Origin of the sequence: Paraflavitalea speifideaquila, from assembly GCF_032395985.1 — a bacterium.
Taxonomy (GTDB): Bacteria; Bacteroidota; Bacteroidia; order Chitinophagales; family Chitinophagaceae; genus Paraflavitalea; species Paraflavitalea speifideaquila.
This window is the reverse complement of record NZ_CP135920.1, coordinates 2,814,557-2,832,772: the sequence shown is the minus strand read 5'-3', so window position 1 is coordinate 2,832,772 and position 18,216 is coordinate 2,814,557. Positions and strand designations below refer to the sequence as shown.

18 protein-coding genes and 4 pseudogenes are annotated in these 18,216 nt (G+C 46.6%); 12 read left to right on the top strand and 10 right to left on the bottom strand.

Annotated features, from left to right (window positions below):
- Positions 1-7: 7 nt before the first annotated feature.
- Entirely contained in the window at positions 8-1,258 is a 1,251-nt protein-coding gene (gene serA, locus RS881_RS19425) for a phosphoglycerate dehydrogenase (protein WP_315822580.1), read from the bottom strand.
- A gap of 522 nt (positions 1,259-1,780) precedes the next feature.
- On the opposite strand from serA, the gene RS881_RS19420 reads away from it, so the two are divergent.
- The 5 genes and pseudogenes from RS881_RS19420 (at position 1,781) to RS881_RS19400 (ending at position 4,655) form a co-directional block, all read left to right on the top strand.
- The gene (locus tag RS881_RS19420) at positions 1,781-2,353 is read left to right on the top strand and encodes a serine hydrolase domain-containing protein (RefSeq protein ID WP_315822579.1); all 573 of its coding nucleotides are present in this window, start codon (positions 1,781-1,783) and stop codon (positions 2,351-2,353) included.
- Positions 2,354-2,477: 124 nt separating this feature from the next.
- Entirely contained in the window at positions 2,478-2,621 is a 144-nt protein-coding gene (locus tag RS881_RS19415; protein ID WP_315822578.1) for a hypothetical protein, read from the top strand.
- A gap of 48 nt (positions 2,622-2,669) precedes the next feature.
- The gene (locus RS881_RS19410; protein ID WP_315822577.1) at positions 2,670-3,107 is read left to right on the top strand and encodes a hypothetical protein; all 438 of its coding nucleotides are present in this window, start codon (positions 2,670-2,672) and stop codon (positions 3,105-3,107) included.
- Positions 3,108-3,157: 50 nt separating this feature from the next.
- Entirely contained in the window at positions 3,158-3,373 is a 216-nt protein-coding gene (locus RS881_RS19405; RefSeq protein ID WP_315822576.1) for a hypothetical protein, read from the top strand.
- Positions 3,294-4,655 (top strand): annotated as a pseudogene (locus RS881_RS19400) (NAD(P)H-hydrate epimerase). The gene RS881_RS19405 and the pseudogene RS881_RS19400 overlap by 80 nt, the downstream one beginning before the upstream one ends.
- A gap of 643 nt (positions 4,656-5,298) precedes the next feature.
- On the opposite strand, the gene RS881_RS19395 reads toward RS881_RS19400, so the two are convergent.
- Both RS881_RS19395 and RS881_RS19390 read right to left on the bottom strand, forming a co-directional pair.
- A complete protein-coding gene (locus RS881_RS19395; protein WP_315822575.1) occupies positions 5,299-6,375 on the bottom strand; it encodes a beta-N-acetylhexosaminidase in 1,077 nt (358 codons plus the stop codon).
- A gap of 130 nt (positions 6,376-6,505) precedes the next feature.
- A complete protein-coding gene (locus tag RS881_RS19390; RefSeq protein ID WP_315824541.1) occupies positions 6,506-6,796 on the bottom strand; it encodes a glycoside hydrolase family 20 zincin-like fold domain-containing protein in 291 nt (96 codons plus the stop codon).
- Between the two features lie 479 nt (positions 6,797-7,275).
- Between RS881_RS19390 and RS881_RS19385 the strand changes: the two genes are divergently transcribed.
- Positions 7,276-7,716 carry a hypothetical protein gene (locus RS881_RS19385; protein ID WP_315822574.1) on the top strand — a complete coding sequence of 147 codons (441 nt, stop codon included), beginning with the start codon at positions 7,276-7,278 and terminating at the stop codon, positions 7,714-7,716.
- A 648-nt stretch (positions 7,717-8,364) separates the two neighbouring features.
- Here RS881_RS19385 and RS881_RS19380 read toward each other — a convergent pair.
- The 4 genes from RS881_RS19380 to RS881_RS19365 all read right to left on the bottom strand — a co-directional run bounded on the left by RS881_RS19380 (position 8,365) and on the right by RS881_RS19365 (position 9,891).
- On the bottom strand, positions 8,365-8,736 hold the full coding sequence (locus RS881_RS19380) for a tetratricopeptide repeat protein (RefSeq protein WP_315822573.1): 372 nt from the start codon (positions 8,734-8,736) through the stop codon (positions 8,365-8,367).
- Entirely contained in the window at positions 8,733-9,155 is a 423-nt protein-coding gene (locus RS881_RS19375; RefSeq protein WP_315822572.1) for an anti-sigma factor family protein, read from the bottom strand. Before RS881_RS19375 ends, RS881_RS19380 begins: the two co-directional genes overlap by 4 nt.
- Before the next feature lie 81 nt (positions 9,156-9,236).
- Positions 9,237-9,503, bottom strand: coding sequence for a hypothetical protein (locus RS881_RS19370; RefSeq protein WP_315822571.1), 267 nt, complete (start codon positions 9,501-9,503; stop codon positions 9,237-9,239).
- Positions 9,504-9,537: 34 nt separating this feature from the next.
- A complete protein-coding gene (locus tag RS881_RS19365; protein WP_315822570.1) occupies positions 9,538-9,891 on the bottom strand; it encodes an RNA polymerase sigma factor in 354 nt (117 codons plus the stop codon).
- A gap of 107 nt (positions 9,892-9,998) precedes the next feature.
- Here RS881_RS19365 and RS881_RS19360 point away from each other — a divergent pair, with 107 nt between their 5' ends.
- Positions 9,999-10,961, top strand: coding sequence for a hypothetical protein (locus RS881_RS19360; protein ID WP_315822569.1), 963 nt, complete (start codon positions 9,999-10,001; stop codon positions 10,959-10,961).
- Between the two features lie 222 nt (positions 10,962-11,183).
- On the opposite strand, the gene RS881_RS19355 is transcribed toward RS881_RS19360, so the two are convergent.
- Positions 11,184-12,110 (bottom strand): hypothetical protein, encoded by a 927-nt coding sequence (locus tag RS881_RS19355; protein WP_315822568.1) that lies wholly within the window; start codon positions 12,108-12,110, stop codon positions 11,184-11,186.
- 89 nt (positions 12,111-12,199) lie between these two features.
- Here RS881_RS19355 and RS881_RS19350 point away from each other — a divergent pair, with 89 nt between their 5' ends.
- Complete coding sequence (locus RS881_RS19350; protein WP_315822567.1) at positions 12,200-12,487, top strand: CBS domain-containing protein; 288 nt, start codon at positions 12,200-12,202, stop codon at positions 12,485-12,487.
- A complete protein-coding gene (locus RS881_RS19345) occupies positions 12,427-12,636 on the top strand; it encodes a CBS domain-containing protein (RefSeq protein ID WP_315822566.1) in 210 nt (69 codons plus the stop codon). The genes RS881_RS19350 and RS881_RS19345 overlap by 61 nt, the downstream gene beginning before the upstream one ends.
- A 166-nt stretch (positions 12,637-12,802) precedes the next feature.
- On the opposite strand, the gene RS881_RS19340 is transcribed toward RS881_RS19345, so the two are convergent.
- Positions 12,803-12,934: an ester cyclase gene (locus tag RS881_RS19340; RefSeq protein WP_315824540.1), complete on the bottom strand. Its 132-nt coding sequence runs from the start codon at positions 12,932-12,934 to the stop codon at positions 12,803-12,805.
- Between the two features lie 109 nt (positions 12,935-13,043).
- On the opposite strand from RS881_RS19340, the pseudogene RS881_RS19335 reads away from it, so the two are divergent.
- Positions 13,044-14,140 (top strand): annotated as a pseudogene (locus tag RS881_RS19335) (IS630 family transposase).
- Between the two features lie 318 nt (positions 14,141-14,458).
- Here RS881_RS19335 and RS881_RS61670 read toward each other — a convergent pair.
- Positions 14,459-16,581: pseudogene (locus RS881_RS61670) on the bottom strand (endonuclease MutS2).
- Between the two features lie 265 nt (positions 16,582-16,846).
- Here RS881_RS61670 and msrA point away from each other — a divergent pair.
- Positions 16,847-17,538, top strand: a pseudogene (msrA, locus tag RS881_RS19320) (peptide-methionine (S)-S-oxide reductase MsrA).
- Between the two features lie 75 nt (positions 17,539-17,613).
- Positions 17,614-18,189, top strand: a complete 576-nt coding sequence (locus tag RS881_RS19315; protein ID WP_315822562.1) for a Crp/Fnr family transcriptional regulator — start codon at positions 17,614-17,616, stop codon at positions 18,187-18,189.
- Positions 18,190-18,216 lie beyond the last annotated feature (27 nt).

Sequence of the window (18,216 nt, the reverse complement as noted above, 5' to 3'; positions counted from 1 at the left end):
TATGAAATTAATACAACAAGCGCACCTTGATGGTTTCCTTGACCTCTTTTAACAATTGGAACGCTGTGTTCGAGATCTTCCTGTCTACATCCAATACGACATAACCGATCTCATCGTTGGTTTTAAGGTATTGCGCCAGGATATTAATATGGTGTTTGGACAATTGCGTATTGATCTCCGACAAAACACCTGGTACGTTGCGGTGAATATGCAAAATGCGGTGCGTACCTTCCTGCGGTGGCAGGTTAATGGCCGGTACCGTATGTGAGCCATTCGTAAGCCCCATTTCCAGGAACTGGAAAAGCTTATTGCTCACATCTTCGCCAATATTCATCTGCGCTTCTTCCGTCGATCCGCCAATATGCGGCGTCAGGATCACATTGGGCAATTCCTGTAAAGGTGTTTCAAACTTATCGCCATTCTTTTCAGGCTCCCAGGGAAATACATCAATAGCTGCGCCGGCAATTTGTCCGTCCAGGATGCATTTACGCAACCCTTCCAGGTCTACCACCTCTCCACGCGCGTAGTTGATTAAAATAGAGTCTTTCTTAAAATTCTTTAAGGCATTCTTATTGATCAGGTTCTTTGTCGCATTGTTATCAGGTACATGCAGCGTAATAATATCTGCTTGACTTACAACATCTTTGAGCGATTTTTTGGCAATCGCATTACCCAGGGGCAGCTTGGTTAATGAATCATAAAAGATCACTTTCATGCCCAACGCTTCGGCTAGTACACTCACCTGCGAGCCGATATTGCCATACCCGATGATACCCAGGGTTTTGCCCCTCAATTCATAACTCCCCTTCGCTTCTTTCATCCAGATACCCTTATGGGCCGCATTGTTTTTATCGGGAATACGGCGAATGAGCATGATGGATAAACCGATCACCAGTTCCGCTACCGAACGCGTATTGGAATAGGGCGCATTGAATACGACCACACCATGCTCGGTAGCGCTTTTCAGGTCAACCTGGTTTACGCCAATACAGAAACACCCAATGGCCTGCAGCTTTTTGGCTGCTTCCAATACCCGGGGCGTGATCTGTGTTTTGGACCGGATACCCAACAAGTGTACGTCTTTTACTTCCCGTACCAGGTCGTCTTCCGTAAGCGCTCCACCCAGTTTCCTGACCGACGCATAACCGGCATCTTTGAAATTTTTCACCGCTGCATCACTGATGTTTTCCAGGAACAGGATGTTTACTTTCTCTTTCGGATAACTTGTATTTTTTTCTCGCTCATAATGATGGCTCATCTTTTGCGTTAAGTAATCGAATCGCAGATTTCAATGATTTATAGGGATTGCGCAGACCAAACGCAATTTTTATCGATTATACAGTTTATACGGATAATTACAGATAATAGGAAGGGCAGGTTCAGCAGCCTGGAGAATGTGAAGAATATCTATCATTCCAACGAAAACATTGAATATTATCCACCAATCTGCGAAATCTTTTACAATCCGTACAATCTGCGTTCCGGGGTGCAAAGATGTCGCATAAATCGCAGATTGTGAAAGATTCATCAGATTTCCCTGATTTTTACAGGACAGCAATCGAAGAATTGAAAGATTTACCGGATTATCCAGCTAAGAAGAAACAGCATCATAACATTAAGAGGTTCACCGAATTTTCGTTGGTTAAGATGGAAACTAATATTTATCAACAGATTACAATAACTAAAAATCTGTGAAATCGGCTTAAAATCAATTAAATCAGCGTTTATTTGGTATTTTTGCCGATCACTAACCCAGAATAAAACAGTCCTTTTGAAAACCATGTTAAGGTTCATACCACTAAGCCTTTTTGTGATTGGCTGTGCACAACTCAGTGATAAACAGCCTGTATTAGTAGCGCAGTCCAATGGACAAGCCACCCTGTCGGCTGCCAGCTCGCATGCAAGCAATTCAGACTCATCCAGTTATTACATTTCCCTCGTTAGGGGTTTTATAGATACCACCTTTGGTGAACGGCTCAATGGCAGTATCCTGGTAGCCCGCAAAGGGCAGGTACTCTATGAGGAATATGCCGGTTTTGCCAACCCACGGGGTTATGGCGATTCCATTACAGCCACCACCCCCTTTCACCTGGCTTCCGTAACCAAAACCTTCACCGCCATGGCCGTACTGAAGCTGTGGGACGAAGGAAAACTCAATATTGACGATCCCGTGAGCAATTACCTGGCAGGGTTTCCCTGTGCCGGCGTGACCGTCAAAATGCTGCTCAATCACCGCAGCGGCATTCCCAAGTATGATCATTATATGTCCAGCCTGGGTTGGAACCGTCGCAAGATCATGAACAACCAGGATGTACTGGATTTCCTGATCGCCAACCGCAAAAGATCGCTGTAGGCCGCCCCGACCGTGGTTTCAGCTATTCCAATACCAATTATGCCCTGCTGGCCCTGGTGATTGAAAAGTAAGTGGCCAGTTCTATGGCGATTACCTCAAGCACACTTTCTTTGACTCCCTCGGCATGCGCGATACCTATGTATTCACCCGCGCCGATTCGGCCCGCAGCCTCCCCTCCTATTATTACAATGGACACCAATATGCCTTCGACTTCCTCGATATGGTGTATGGTGACAAAAATATTTACAGTACCCCCGCGACCTGGTAAAATGGGACCAGGCCCTGCGCAATGGCATGTTCAGGCAATCCACCCTGGATGCCGCTTATACCTTACAGCAATGAAAAAGCAGGCACCCACAATTATGGCCTGGGTTGGCGTATGTATGTACTGAAAAATGGGAAAAAGCTCATTTACCATACTGGCTGGTGGCATGGCAACCGCACCATCTTTGTGCGTTTGCTGGAAGAGGATGTAACCATTGTAGCCCTTTGTAATAACGACTCCCGCAACATCTATACCGCCAAAGAAATGGCCGATTATTTTGGCGATTATATGCAGCATACCGACCGCGATGACGAAGATGGCCGCGTAGCACGCAACACTGTGGTACGTAAGCCAACAGCACGTAAACGTGCTAATGTGATCGTGCGTAAATCATCGTCTAAAAAACACCTGGTTGCCAAAGCCAAAGTAAAAACCACCAAGAAAAGAAGCACCACCACCTCTTATGCCGGCAAGGCAGGCAAGAAATGACGTGAGCATGTGCATGACGAGTGGTATATTAGCTTAATCATTAGTCAGCCATGCACATCTACTCTGCCAACGAGATACGCGCCTGGGATGAATATACCATCCTGCATGAACCTATTGCTTCCATCGACCTGATGGAACGTGCTTCCCTCGCCTGTTATGACTGGCTACAGCAATACCAGCCTGCCAATGCCAGCTATTCTATTTTTTTGCGGCAAAGGCAACAATGGAGGCGATGGACTGGCCATTGCCCGTTTACTAGCCGATAATGACCAGCCTGTAACCGTATTCATCCTGGAGTTTGGCCACAAAGGGACTGATGATTTCCAAACCAACCTGGCCAGGTTGCATGGCGGCAAGGCCATCGTTAAATTCATTTCATCCGAAGAAAATATCCCGGTCATCCCGGAAACCGATACCATCATTGATTCCTTATTGGGCTCTGGCCTCAACAGGCCGCTGGAAGGACTTACCGCAAAAGTAGTAGAACATATTAACCAAAGTAGCCAGCCAGTTATAGCCATTGATATTCCTTCGGGACTGTTTGTCGACAGCAGTTCTACCGGCAATACCGTTATCAAGGCTACCCATACCCTAAGCTTTCAATGTTATAAACCAGCGCTCCTGGTAGCAGAGAATGAACACTATATTGGTCACCTGCATATACTGGATATTGGCTTGCATCCTGCTTATCCTAAGAAACATCCAACAACCCTTCACTGGATCAACCAGGCCCTGGTACAAACCATTATCAGGCCGCGCAGTCAATTTTCACACAAAGGCACTTATGGCCATGCCGCCATTGTAGCAGGCAGTATGGGTATGATGGGCGCCGCCACCCTGGCCGCCAGGGCTTGCCTGCGCAGCGGCGCCGGCAAACTCACCATGCATATTCCTGCCATAGGGTATACCATTATGCAGTTGGCCGTTCCCGAAGCCATGACCTATACCGCCGGCAAAGAATACATTGAACTGGCTGTCAACCTCGCTCAGTATGATGCCATTGGCGCCGGCCCTGGATGGGGCCAGCAGGCCAGTCACCAGGCATTACTGGAAAGCATTTTTCAGCAAAGTAAAAAGGCACTCGTGCTCGATGCCGATGCACTGAATACCTTGGCGCAACATCCATCATTACTCCAACAATTGCCCCCAATACCATCCTTACCCCCACCCTAAGGAATTTGAGCGCCTGTTTGGTAAAGCCGCCAATGACTTTGACCGCATACAACTGGCCATCAATAAGGCATCAGAACTAAAAGTGGTGATTGTACTCAAGGACGTTACACCCTGGTGGCAACACCACTGGGCATGACCTATTTCAACAGCACAGGTAATCCTGGTATGGCTACCGGCGGCAGCGGCGATGTACTTACCGGCATCATTACCGGATTAGCCGCCCAGGGATATGCTGCAGCCGATGCAGCCATTGCCGGCGTATTCCTCCATGGACTGGCCGGCGACCTGGCCGTATCTTATACCTCTCAGCAATCCCTCATCGCCTCCGATATCGTTGAATACCTGAGCGATGCCTTTCACCAATTAGTCGTTTAATTTACCATCAGGGTTCATAAATGAGTGACCTGCCATTCCCCGTCAATCGTCAACACTTGTCCGTCATTCATCAAACTTTATTGCTTACCGCTCACCCGGCCTGTTACTTCGCAGTACAAAAAACAAACATGTACCAAACAGGACAAAAGGCAGCGACTTCAATGGCAGTATGGTTTATTTCAGCGATCTTATTATTAACACATTTCAATACCCAGGCCCAGTTGGGAGCATCCTTCCATACAAGCCATTGAAGGCAATACTGTTCATATACACCACAAACTCATCCCTATTAGCCGCAGCCAGCGGGAGGAACTGATGGAAAAAGTAGTGAACCGCGCCCTCCTATCGAAAGACGGGAAAAATGAAAGCTGATCTAAAGGGTTCATTCCTGACTACGATCCGCCTGACCCCTAATTCGTGTATAAGCATCTTCCAGGTGGCAGCACGTAGACTCCCGGCAGAATATAAAGTATCCCGGAAATCATTCGTGATGACCTTTAACGAAGTGCACCTCTGGTTAGGCGTTTCTATAACTACCTCCCGGATATCTTTGAGTGCATATACCTGTCATTTCCAAAAGCTGATCGGATTTTTAATGATCAGGTAATTACTTTTTCCCGCACAAAAATTCCCTCAGGATCACTTATCGCTCCGGCTCTGCCGATTGCTGCGTTTGCCGGAAATCATAAAACTGTATCCCTTGTTTTTGGAATAAGACCAGGTGTCCCTCCATTCTTTTGGTAAAGCTGTTGAAATCCTTTTGCGCAGGCTGTGTCCAGGCTGTTTCGGCCAGGGCACAAAGGCGCGGAAAGGTCATAAAATCGAGCCTTTGTTCTGTGCGAATGGTCTCCGTCCATACATTGGCCTGCAGGCCCAATACCTGTGGCAATTGAGTGGGTTGCACCGGATAATCGGCCACCGAAAACCTATACACATCCTCCAGCGGCGCATACAACTTTTTTGCGCCCCATTTACGGCCTACTTTATGCGTACTGTCTTGTACAAAGTCAAAGTAAAAAGGCAGGCGCGGGCACATCACTACTGAATAACCTTTGGCTAAAGAAGTGGTCAGCTGCTGCGGATGTTCCTGCCGCCACCAGAACACAATGGTTTGCTGTGGTTCCAGGCTGGCCTGCGTGGCCTCATCCCATGCCAGCACTTTATTGCCCATCTTCTTCAGGCTATCAGCCATACGGCGGATAAAATAAAACTCTACCCCTTTGGCATCTTTCAAGCCTTCTTTGGCCATCAACTGTTGTATATCCGGATTGGCCATCCATTTCTCATTGCCAAAACTTACCTCATCACCACCAATATGGATCATTTGAGATGGGAACAGCGCATCCGTTTCTTTCAGTATATCCGTTAAATATTGATAGGTAGCTTCCTTACCTGGATTAAAAGTAAACTCGGGATGTTTGGCCGAACCACCACCGCTGTATTGGGGATAGGCGCGGTTGGCCGCCGTGGCATGACCCGGCATATCAATTTCAGGGATCACCGTAATAAACCTGGCAGCAGCATAAGCCACCACCTCTTTGATCTCTGCCTGCGTATAGTACTGCGCAGGCGCCAGGGCATCACTATAATTACCCTGACCACCAGCTAATGCCAGCGCCGGGTACTTCTTGATCTCGATCCGCCAGCCGGGCTCATCCGTCAAATGCCAATGAAAGCGGTTCAGCTTATAAAAAGCCAGTTGATCCAACAGTTGCTTCACCTTGCTGGTACCAAAAAATGCCGCGATTCATCGAGCATAAAACCACGCCAGCCATACAGGGGACTGTCCGTAATTTGCCAACAAGGAATAACAGCTTCTTTATTCAGTGAAGCGAGTTGTAACAGCGAGATCACACCATAAAAACACCCCCTCCCGAATTACCCGTAATTGTCACCTCACGGGGCGTCATATTCAGTGAATAACCTTCGGCAGGCAATTGCTTGTTGCCAGCCAACAACAACTTAACCACCGATCCCTTGGCCGCCTTGCCCAGCTTTACCTGACTGTTGTGCAACTTGTACAATTCCTGCTGCAGGTATTGCGCAATGCCTTGCAATGAATCGCCTATTGCAATGATCGTCGTTTGTTGTCCGTATCTGAATACACCGCTTAGTTGTTTGGCAACAGCTGGCTGGGGTATTACCGGGCAGGACGTTTGCGCCCATGCAGATGAGATCGAAAAAGGAAGAGAATACAGGCTATATAAGATTTCAACAATTTATCTTTTGCATGATACATCCATTGTTTCCGCATCAAGGTAAGCCATTCATTATTCGATAATAAGGTCAAACGTTTGCGGATATTTTTGCCTCTGCCAAAAGCCTTTACCCATGGGCAGACTGCAAAAACCTGCAAGTAGTTTCGCTGTACTAAACACCTGGCGGCCGCACGCTTTGAATATTGCTCAATCCCCATTATATTTAGTACCTGTTTAACCACCAAAACAACCCTCCATGAACGAAGTATTTCAACTCAACAATGAAAAAGCTGGCAATCGCTGCGCTTAACTGATGACAAACTATACCTCATCAACAGTTCGTATAAAACACCCGACGAGTTTATTAAGGGCTATGAAAATACGGGGCTGGCCCGTTTGCTGAAGTCTAAAAAGAAATCGACATGTATGCCATCACCGAATTGCAGCATGCCGAAAAAGAGCCTGTTGAATTGAACATCCGGCATGATGGTAAAAAGACCATGCTCAAATTCAGCAACAGTGCCGACTTACAAGCCGTGACTACCTTCCTGTCTGCCCAAAAGAAGTTCACCTACAAAACCCACCAGTTAAGCCTCATCAAGGCCATCCAGAGTCAATTAATTGGTGTGGGGCTCATTTTACTATTTGGATGGGTGTTATATAGCGAAGCGCAAACCATCGAAGCAGGAGGCTCTATTGACACTTCAGGTCGCCGGGCCCTGACCAAACGACTGATGGCCTGGGTGGCCGAAACCCTGGGCTCGCAAGGCGTATTGATCGTATCCGGAGTGGCCCTGGCAGCTTGCGGTTATTATATTTACAGAAACCTGAAAACGCCGCCCAACCAGGTGGTGTATGCGTAACAAATACATTACACAGCGCCATCTTCCGGTTAAACCAACAGGGAGATGGCCTTTTATTTGCCTGCTAATGCTGTCGCAGGATGAGGCAACCAATCACATCACCCAGCCGCATTACAGCTCATTCCACCCCCGATCTCCACCCCATCACCCCAACCTCCCACCTCGAACTCCCCAACCCCTAAAGCGGCTCTAATCGCCTATAACACGAAGCATTCACTTTTTCGTCTCAATCCTTACCGGAGCCGTGGTTGATGGCAGGAGCGTACTAGCAAAACTGCCTTAACCTTGCCTGGCGTCCCACGGGGACTTGCCTCCGACTTGCACTGGAAGCGCCTAAAACAGGGGGCTACAGAGGGGCCAGTGCAAGTCGGAGGCAATGTGCAGTGCATGTGCAGGCAAGTCCACCAGGATCCGGCACAAGTAGATAAGCCCCTTAATTTTCCAACAATCACCCGCCTGCATTTGATCTTTTTGTAAATAACAATATATTTACACCCACACTTAATTTCATTGAAATATGACAGACGAACTGGGCTTGGTTATACTGGCCATAAGCGTTGGTCTTGGCGCCCTTTGGTACCGGTGGAGGATGAGAAGGATCAGGGAGCGGGACTCACAGGATTGGAGGAATGGGAAGTGGTAAATAACTTACAACTTCTTCATCAACTCCTGCGCTTTGGCATAATTGGGTGCATCGGCAGGTATTTTTTCCAGCCAGTCTTTGGCGTTGTCTTCATCTTTTTCTTTCAGGTAACTAAGGGCTTCATAAAAGGCAGCCTCGTATTTAAAGGCTGATTCGCCCTTGAACAGCTTTTCAAATACCGCCCGGGCGGCAGGCGTCTGATTGGTTTGTAATAAGGAAACACCAAAATAAAAGAGGGCAAAGCTATTGTCGGGCTGGTACTGGAGCACCTCGGCCAGGTTCACAGCAGCTACATTGAATTCGCGGTTATTAAAAGCCGTCGTGGCTTCCAGCAATACAGTATCCAGGTGACTGCCCCGTTCTACCTGCGCCATCATTTTCGTATCTGCATATTTTTCGTATAGATTGCCGGCAAAGGATTCCATACCAGCAATGTCACCACCAACAAGGCCGCCACCGCCATGGCAGCGCCCAGGTATCGCTTCATCGACACTACCTTGCCAGTGGGCGCTACTGGAGCTGTCTGCACCGGCGCTACCATTGCTTCCTCACTTGTAGCAGTATTGGACTTTGTTCCAAAATAAACTGGGCGCATGGTTTGCAAAGCGGCCTTTAACTGTTCCCGCTCTGCCTCACTGGCAAAGTGCTCCTGCAAGGAAATATCTACCTCCCGGTACAAAGCCAGTTGCTCTTGCAACTCCTTGTCGGCAGGCAGGGCGGCCTCAAAGGCCTGCTGCTCCTCGGCCTCCATCAGGCCATCCGCATACCGGGCAATATCTTCTAATGTATATTTCATAAACGTAACTTCTAAGGTTAATAAATGAGCAAGCCCTTACCAACTACACAACACTTCTATTCACGGCTGCCGACTGCCGATTCACGATTGCTGTTTAAAAGCCAGGCGTATCATCTGTGTTAGCGATGCCATACATTCACTTTTCTTCTTCCGGAGATAACCATAAGTCACCTTCAACTGTTCCGCAATCTTTTCCTGGTCTTCACCACCCATGCATTTCCGGATGATCTCTTTACAGGTATTGCCCATCTTTTCAAAACACTGCAGGAATACCTGCATTCTTTCATTGTTGTGCTTCAACTGCTCGGCCAGGGCAAATACATCCTCCCCTATAGATAAATCATCCACTTCTTTTGTTACCGGCTGCCGCTCTCTTTTTTTTTCAATTCATTGAGCCATTTCCTTTACATACTATAATAAGGAAAGGCTCAAACGGGCAGGTCAGTTGTAACCCCTTGTGTTTTGCCTGGTTATAGACATCTATCAATGACTCCTGGAAAATATCGGCCGCATCGTCCTCCGATCCGCTATTGGCCAATATATAATGTCGCACCTTGCCGGCATACTTGTCATAGATCTCCCGCACCACCAGGGTGTCATTATCCAGCAGGGCTTGTACGTATCGCTGATCGGTATGAATAACGGTTGTAATAATAATAGGTTTATAAGTGAGTGATATACATGGCACAAGGGCCAGTTTCGTCCCTACCCGTAAAAATAGCCAAAAATATTTCATGATAAGGGGGTAACAAAAATACCAGGCTGCTGATATACCTGTGAACACGCAAGGGGCGGACGCCGAAAAGCCCAATCAAAGAGTAGGCACTACAAAAACTGATCAATATGAAACGTTCATTATTTGCAGCCACTGTTATAGCTGCTTCCTTCGCCACACTGGTATCTTGTAAGAAAAACAATGATGGTCCTGAATATACCCGTGCAGAATCTTTCTGGGATGCACATAAAATACCTACCCAAAGTTTTACCGGCAATGCGGCTACCGGCTTCTCCATCATCGGTGAAAAAGGTACCAAGGTAAAATTCCCCGCCAATGCCTTTGTTGATGGCAGCGGTAATATAGTAGCCGGTAATGTAACTGTTACCCTCAAGGAAGTACTTAGTAAGAAAGATGTTATTTTCTCCGGGGTAATGACCGAATCGAATGGCCAGCTCCTGGAATCAGGTGGTGAGCTGGAAGTAAAAGCCCTCAAAGATGGTAAAGACCTGCGGGTAAATCCAGCCCTGGGCGATACCGGCATCAAGGTAGAAGTACCCAAGGTGATGAATAACCGGGATATGGGATTATTTGTACAACAAAAACGCGATCAGCCACAAGGTGGCGGCAGCGGTGGTGGTCAACAACCACAAAACCCTACCACCTGGGTTCCTGCACCTTACTATCCCTTTGGCAATGGACCTAACAGCTATAGCTTTACACTGCCAGGTTTTACCTGGGTAAACTGCGACCGTTTCTACAGCGATCCCAATCCCAAAACAACGGTAACCGTTTTACCAGTCTTCCAGGACAACAACCAGGTAACTGACCTGCAAGTGATCCTTGTATTCAAAAACATCAGTACCGTGATCACCTTCCCTTTCAACTATAGCATTCAAAAGTTTGAATCATACCAGAACTCACTGCCTATTGGCTCACAAGCTCACCTGGTATTGATCGGAAAAGACAATGATGGTTTCTTACAGTTTGGCACGCAGCCCATTACTATCAGCGCCAACATGCACATTGATGCGCCGATCCACAAAGCCACACAAGCTGAAGTAGATGCATTCCTGGGTTCAATACAATAAACAGGTCGCAGGAATCAGGGAGAGGTGGTCGGCAAAGCGCCTCTCCCATTTTTAAACAGGCTTATCTCCGGGACTTTTTCAGTCGGTTTACCGTACCTACCAAGGCCGTCTCCATCAGGAGGCAGCCTTTTGTTGTAGCAGGGAAAGCACAACTTTGTCCTGTATTATGGCCTCATGAATGGCACACAAGTGAAATTTCTAAAATAGTAATGGGCTCAACCATTAATAAGTATGGGTAGTCACCGATTCTATCGTGCCCGTAGTGCCATTGAGCTCTTTAAAACTAAGGGGCCCTGATTTTACCAATGGCCTGCCAGCGGCATCATACGTATAATTATACCGGGCATCGAAAGTGGCCGTCAGCACACCCGTACGGAAAACATGGCCTGGATTGTTCAATTGTAACCTTACGGACGGCAGCAGCACCGGATGATGAAGGGGTGTATGCAGCAACGCAAAACCATCTACATTGGTTTTATTATCGTAATTCTCATACGTATCGGTATAGAAATTCTCCATCATGGGCCCTATGGCGAAATTGTGGTATTCGATCATTTTCAGGTTGCCATCGGCATAATAACTGAAGGTGAGGGTTTGCTCAGGCAATAAGCCCGCCCCCAGGTCCAGTTCCCATTGCAGCTTTTGCAATTGCTGGTTCGCAGAAAAGGAAAGGACACATTTTCTGTACAAAACGCCCGCTTTGCTGACCACCCTAATAGCAGCTACCTGGCCATTAACGTATTCATAGTCAAGCCTGTCCTTAATAATATCGGCTGCAATATTTTTATTGACCTCTATTTTTTGTATCCTTTTTCCGGCATAAGTTGGCTCATAAAACATAAGTCCCGATTGATGAACCAATTGCGTAATATACCCCGAATCATTATAAGTAAATTTATAATAGGGTGAAGGCAAACGTTGGATGCTCATTTCTTTCAGTTGTACCATCGCCGTATCGCTTCCTATGACGGGCTCAGGCGGAGGATTGGGGCAATCATCTTTGCGACAGGCAAAAAGGGATAAGGTACATAGGATCAGGAGGAATGATTTTGTATGCATGGTTATATTGTTTTGATCCAGTTTATTACGCAGGACGTAATCGGCAGGTTGCCAATGGCAATAGTACACACACAATTGGGTAGAAAACATCCCCAAATCCGGTGATGAATTCCAGTCCCGTATCATCAAAATGTCGTATATTACAATGATCGAATGCATCACCAAAACAATAAAGCTGTATGAACAAAAAAGTAGCTGATATACTATTGCGCAAAGGCAGTAACATTACCACTGTGCAACCCGGCACATCCGTACTGGAGGCATTGAGGATCATGGCCGATCAGAACATAGGTTCTGTGATGGTGATGGACGATGGCCGTTACCAGGGTATAATGACCGAACGTGATTACTCCCGTAAGATCATCCTGAAAGGAAAAGTTCTACCGATACACCTGTATCAGAGATCATGTCCAATGATTTTCCCCGGGTTACCACCGCCGACTCTATCGACTATTGCATGCAACTGATGTCGGACAAGAACATCCGTTACCTGCCCGTATTTGATGGGGAGCAGGTGCTGGGTATTATTTCCATTAATGATGTAGTAAAGGAGACCATCCTTTCACAAGAAGAAACCATCACACAACTAAAAGATTACCTGCATTCAGCGCGGTAAATAATTGATACTCAATTACCCCCTGAGTAATAAAGGCCCTGCCAGCGCGGGGCTTTTTTGTAGGTTAGATATAAGAACGAAATATACAAATTAATCTTCACCTACCTCCTGCCCTTTAACAGGTTTTACTGTGCAGCAAGCCCCAACAGGGCGAAGGATCAGATTATCAGGGTACAAACCCCAATTGTTTCATCAGCGTCAGCTCATCCGTCACCCGCCAATGTTCAATGATCTTGCCATTGCGTACCTTCTCGATATTCATCTGGTTTATGCTCACCTTCCCGCCTGTGGGTGGCAGGTTAAAAAGCTATCGAGCTGCGTGCCCGTCATTATATTTCCTCAACCTAGTGTAATGACAAATTAATTATGAAACATTTTGTATATTAGTGCTCTAAATCGACACTAATATGGCATTATCCTTAAAGCTTAACCGGAAAGAACTATCCTTTCTAGAGTCTAAAAAGCAAGGTAAGGATTTGGGGTTGCGCAGATATAACCGCATTAATGTGCTATTGCTTCTTCACAAAGGGAAGAAGGCGTCAGAGATAGAGGAGTTCCTGGGAGTCGACCGTATCACGGTCTGGCGCACAAAGAATCGTTATCTGGAGCAAGGGATAGAGGCGGCCATTGAGGAAGAAAGTCGTACAGGTCAGCCGGTGAAGTATACAAGCGATCATGAAGCTGAATTGGCCTCATTAGCCTGTGGTCCGTGCCCTGCAGGCAGAAAGCGTTGGACAATACGTTTACTCACAGAAGTGATCCGGTCCAAACCCGGTTTTGAACAGATCAGCCGCGAAAGTGTGCGGCTGGTGTTAAAAAATGAATGTAAGCCTTGGTTAAGGAAGATGTGGTGCATTCAGGAGATAACCCCGGAATATCGTAAACGAATGTACCGGCTCCTGGATCTTTACAAGCAGCCATATGACGATAAACACCCGGTGATCTGCCTGGATGAAAAAAGTAAACAGTTATTAATGGACAGCCGTTCACCGATAGCGGCCAAACCCGGAAATCCGGAAAAGTATGATTACGAATACAAGCGAAAAGGAACCTGTAACATATTCGTTGCAGTTGTACCCAAAGCCGGAAAGCGTATCGTGAAGGTAACAGATACAAGAACAAAGGCGGACTTTGCCTGCTTCGTTGAAGAACTGCTGAACAACCATTTTCCAGAAGCCGATTACATACAGTTAGTCGTGGACAACTTAAATACACATTTTGAACGTTCCTTTTATGAAACAATGGGGCATCAAAAGCTTCCCGGATACTGAAGCGAATAAGATTTATTTACACCCCGAAACATGCAAGTTGGCTGAATATGGCAGAAATTGAAATCAATATTATGGATAGGCAGTGTACCGGCGGCAGGATAGAATCAAAGAAAAAATTGATCACTGACATCCACGCCTGGAGCAAAAAGCGCAATCGTAATAAATGTGACATCGAATGGAAGTTTACACAGCAGGACGCAGATAAAAAACTTTCTAAACACTACGTTTCATAATTAATTTGTCACTACACTAGGTTAGGCCCCTCATGAAAGCTTTGTAAATTATCCTTTCGCTATGCAGGAAGAACGATGCTAGTGCCCCTGTAACGCCTGCTCTATTTCGTAGCGTTTTACTTCGTGAGGATAGTTTACATAATATAACTGGTCTTCATTCATTCTATAGCCACTGAGGTAGGATTGTTTGGCAATCTCCAGGTGTTTCTTTTTCTGCCGTCGTTTCAGTTAGTTTGCTGTCATAAACCAGGTAGGTTTGCGCGGCAGTTGGCAGGCCATACAGCCATACCAAGACAAGGAATACATATTTCATGCGTATTACTGGGGTTGGTCGGGTGCTTTCTCCGTTACCACCGTCAAATCGCCAATATCCACGGTAATGGGCATCAAGCCCAATTGTACCACTGCCTTGCGACCACGTATTTCTTTTACAAACCCTACCTGGTGGTTCTTTTTCATCAGCACTTTATTGCCAATTACGATTTCACCACCCACTTCCTCGTATTTGCTACCGATCTTCTTTTTTACTTTCTCATTCACCTGTTTCTGATTTTGTCCAAATAACAGGGCATGCAATTGCTTCATCAGATCGCGTTTATCTTCCTGACTGGCAGCTTTGCGCCAGTCCAGTACGACCTGCTTCAGCTTGCGGTCCATATCCTTCAGGTAGGCAATACGTTCTTCCGTTACTTTATTCTGGTGTTTCAGTAACTCCACCTGCTGGTAATGCCGCTCTTTATCCATGAGCGCTTCCATATCCTTCTTCATCCGCTCATTTTCCTTCAGCAGCTTATTGAGTTCTTTTTCTTTCTTTTCTATTTCCTGCAAGTCCTGCTCTGTACGGTTGAGCAGCTTATCCAACCTGAAATGATCTTCTTCTACCAACTTACGCGCCCGGGTGATCAAGGCGGGATCAAGGCCAATACGCTCCGCAATGGAAAAAGTGTAGGAACTACCCGGCTTGCCGATGATCAGTTTGTACATTGGCAGCAGGTTCTTCTCATCAAAGCCCATCGCCCCATTGATTATGCCTGGTGTTTTATTGGCCATCACCTTCAGATTGAGGTAGTGCGTGGTAACAATACCCATCGAATGCTTGCGAACCAATTCTTCCAGGATCACTTCTGCAAAAGAGCCACCCAGGTTGGGATCACTACCACTACCCAGTTCATCAATAAAGAACAACGTTTTTCCATTGGCCACCTCCATAAAATGTTTCATGTTCTTGAGGTGCGAGCTATAGGTACTCAACTCAAATTCCAAGCTTTGCGTATCGCCAATATGGATCATGATCTGCTTAAAGATGCCGAACTGTGATGTAGGATGTACTGGCACCAGCAAACCACTCTGAATCATCAATTGCAATAGCCCAACCGTTTTCAAGGTCACCGTTTTTCCACCGGCATTGGGCCCGGAGATCACCAGGATGCGGTTCTTTTCATCCAGGGTTACCTGTACCGGGATGGTAGGTTTTCCCGAACGTTTATTGTACAGGTACAACAACGGGTGATAAGCCTGCACCAGGTGTACATGGGCCTTATCGTTCAGGATGGGCAGGTTGCCGTTTACATCCACTGCCAGTTTGGCCTTGGCGCGGATAAAATCATATTCACCTAAAATATCATGGTACGATTTAAGCAGTGGCGCATACATGGCCAGTTTGGCCGTCAGCTCCCTCAGGATACGGTACACTTCACGGCTTTCTTCATTTTCCAGCGAAAGATCTCATTATTGAGCTCGATGGTTTCCTCTGGCTCAATAAAAGCTGTTTTACGTGTATCACTTTCGCCATGGAGGATACCTTTTACCTGCCTTTTTTGCTCGGCAAAGACCGCTACTACCCGCCGGCCATTGAGGAAGGCCTCTTCAATATCAGCTGCATGCCCCGCTTTCACCAACTTTTGTACGATCCGGTCAAACAGGCGGCGCAACTCATTGCGGCGTTTGTACAGGTTTAAGCGTATGCGAGACAGCTCTTCTGAGGCATTATCTTTCACATTGCCACTCTCATCCAACACATCATCAATGAGCTCAAGAATGGCTTTTTCATAATATGTTTCGGCTATCACTTTCGCCAATGCCGGGTAGGCTGTTCGCCGTTCCGTATCAAACCAGCGGAATATACTTTGCAGGCTCTCGGCCAGCTTGCGCACCAACATGAGCTGTTCTTCCGACAATACCGCGCCGGGTATCCCCAGGAGTTTCAGCTCCCGGGCAATATTGAGGATGTGATCGTTGGGGAAATACATGGCATGCTGCAACAGCAGCTTGTGTTCATGCGTTTGCTGCAGGTCGAGGTCTATAAACTCCTTGCGGGTGTGGATCCGCAGGTCTTTTGCTTTTTCTTTGGCATACAGGGTTTTACAATGCTCTTCTAACAAAGCCTTCACCTTCTCAAATTCCAATTGCACCAATGCCGACTCGGGAAAAATTTCATAAATGATTATCGCAGATATCCTCTTATTTTTAGGTGGTGCAAAGGTACAAAGAGTTTACGGGTTTCTAGTTTCGGGTTTCCGGTTGCTGCCATACATAGAAATTGTTGATTAAGAGCAGGTTTCTTGCGTTTTTGACGTCTAATGCTGCATCCGGAATACCATATCCCGAATTCTGTATGCTTTGTTAAAAGCAGCCTCCTGTCGGCCGGGCTGCAAACCTACCAGCGTTATTTCGCGTTTATAGTGTAGTAAAAATCCAATATCGACAATGGCTGATTTAACAAAAAGACGCAGCATGAAACTGATGTTTACAACGACCGTTATTTCGATGGTAACCTTACTGTCCTGTGCAGTGCGAGAAAATCCTCAAAAATATATGACAAGCAGTTTAACAGCTCCCTCATCGGAGGAAACTACCCTCCGCACTGACACCGCTACCTTTGGTACCGGCTGCTTCTGGTGTACGGAGGCCATTTTTCAACAACTGGAGGGTGTACTAAAAGTGTCCTCTGGTTACAGCGGCGGTCACGTAAAAATCCAACTTATAAAGAAGTTTGCGAAGGCACTACTGGCCATGCCGAATGTGTAGAGATTGTATACGATCCCCAAAAGATCAGTTTTGATGAATTGCTGGAAGCATTCTGGCAATCCCATGACCCCACTACCCTCAACCGTCAGGGCAATGATGTAGGGTCCCAATACCGCAGCGCCATCTTTTACCACAATGCCGAACAAAAGGCCAAAGCGGAAAAATACAAAGCCGAACTGGGGAAAAGTGGCGCCTGGGACAAACCCATCGTTACAGAGATCACGCCTGCTTCGGAATTTTATGTTGCCGAAAACTATCACCAGGATTACTACAACAACAATGGTTCGGCCCCTTATTGCTACTATGTGATCCGCCCCAAGTTGGAGAAGTTTGAAAAAGTGTTCAAGAACAAAATGAAGAAGACACATTGATCATGTGCAGTTCCGCATAAAACTAAAAGCCCTATTCTGTATTGAATGGGGCTTTTACATTAAACTACTTGCCGTATGACAGATACATTTTATCCTTTACTACAACAATTTGAAAAATACATACCGGTAAATGAAGCCTTGAGGCTGGAGCTACAACAACGCTGTCAGTTACAAACTTTTCAAAAGGGGGCCCTGATACACCACGCTTCCAGGGTAGCCACCCATAGCTATTTCATCATCAAGGGCCTGACCAGGACTTATTTCCTGAAAAACGGCGCAGAGATCAGTGAATACTTTTCCTGCGAAAATGAATGGATCAACTCTCCTAAAAGTTTTATCCAGCAAACCCTGGACATTTATCATATTGATGCCTTAGAAACCACGGAGGCCTATGCTCTGCATGTGAAGGACCTGGTGTACCTGTTTGACAATTTTCCCATCATGGAGCGTTATGCCCGGTTATCCATGGGCAGCGTATTCGGCCACCTGATGGAACGGATTACTTCCCAGCGCTTTAGCACAGCAAAGGAGAAATATGATCACTTTCTGCAAACCTACCACGATATCTACCACCGCCTACCCCTGGGCATGGTGGCCTCCTACCTCGGCATCACGCAATCCACCCTCAGCCGGCTAAGGGCCCCAAAATGATTATTTGATCCAGGACAAAAATAGTAT

Bases quoted from the DNA above. Each gene is read 5' to 3' on its own strand.
- serA (WP_315822580.1), bottom strand. From the start codon at position 1,258: ATGAGCCATCATTATGAGCGAGAAAAAAATACAAGTTATCCGAAAGAG.
- RS881_RS19420 (WP_315822579.1), top strand. From the start codon at position 1,781: ATGTTAAGGTTCATACCACTAAGCCTTTTTGTGATTGGCTGTGCACAA.
- RS881_RS19415 (WP_315822578.1), top strand. From the start codon at position 2,478: ATGCGCGATACCTATGTATTCACCCGCGCCGATTCGGCCCGCAGCCTC.
- RS881_RS19410 (WP_315822577.1), top strand. From the start codon at position 2,670: ATGCCGCTTATACCTTACAGCAATGAAAAAGCAGGCACCCACAATTAT.
- RS881_RS19405 (WP_315822576.1), top strand. From the start codon at position 3,158: ATGCACATCTACTCTGCCAACGAGATACGCGCCTGGGATGAATATACC.
- RS881_RS19385 (WP_315822574.1), top strand. From the start codon at position 7,276: ATGTATGCCATCACCGAATTGCAGCATGCCGAAAAAGAGCCTGTTGAA.
- RS881_RS19380 (WP_315822573.1), bottom strand. From the start codon at position 8,736: ATGATGGCGCAGGTAGAACGGGGCAGTCACCTGGATACTGTATTGCTG.
- RS881_RS19375 (WP_315822572.1), bottom strand. From the start codon at position 9,155: ATGAAATATACATTAGAAGATATTGCCCGGTATGCGGATGGCCTGATG.
- RS881_RS19365 (WP_315822570.1), bottom strand. From the start codon at position 9,891: ATGAAATATTTTTGGCTATTTTTACGGGTAGGGACGAAACTGGCCCTT.
- RS881_RS19360 (WP_315822569.1), top strand. From the start codon at position 9,999: ATGAAACGTTCATTATTTGCAGCCACTGTTATAGCTGCTTCCTTCGCC.
- RS881_RS19355 (WP_315822568.1), bottom strand. From the start codon at position 12,110: ATGTTTTCTACCCAATTGTGTGTGTACTATTGCCATTGGCAACCTGCC.
- RS881_RS19350 (WP_315822567.1), top strand. From the start codon at position 12,200: ATGAACAAAAAAGTAGCTGATATACTATTGCGCAAAGGCAGTAACATT.
- RS881_RS19345 (WP_315822566.1), top strand. From the start codon at position 12,427: ATGTCCAATGATTTTCCCCGGGTTACCACCGCCGACTCTATCGACTAT.
- RS881_RS19315 (WP_315822562.1), top strand. From the start codon at position 17,614: ATGACAGATACATTTTATCCTTTACTACAACAATTTGAAAAATACATA.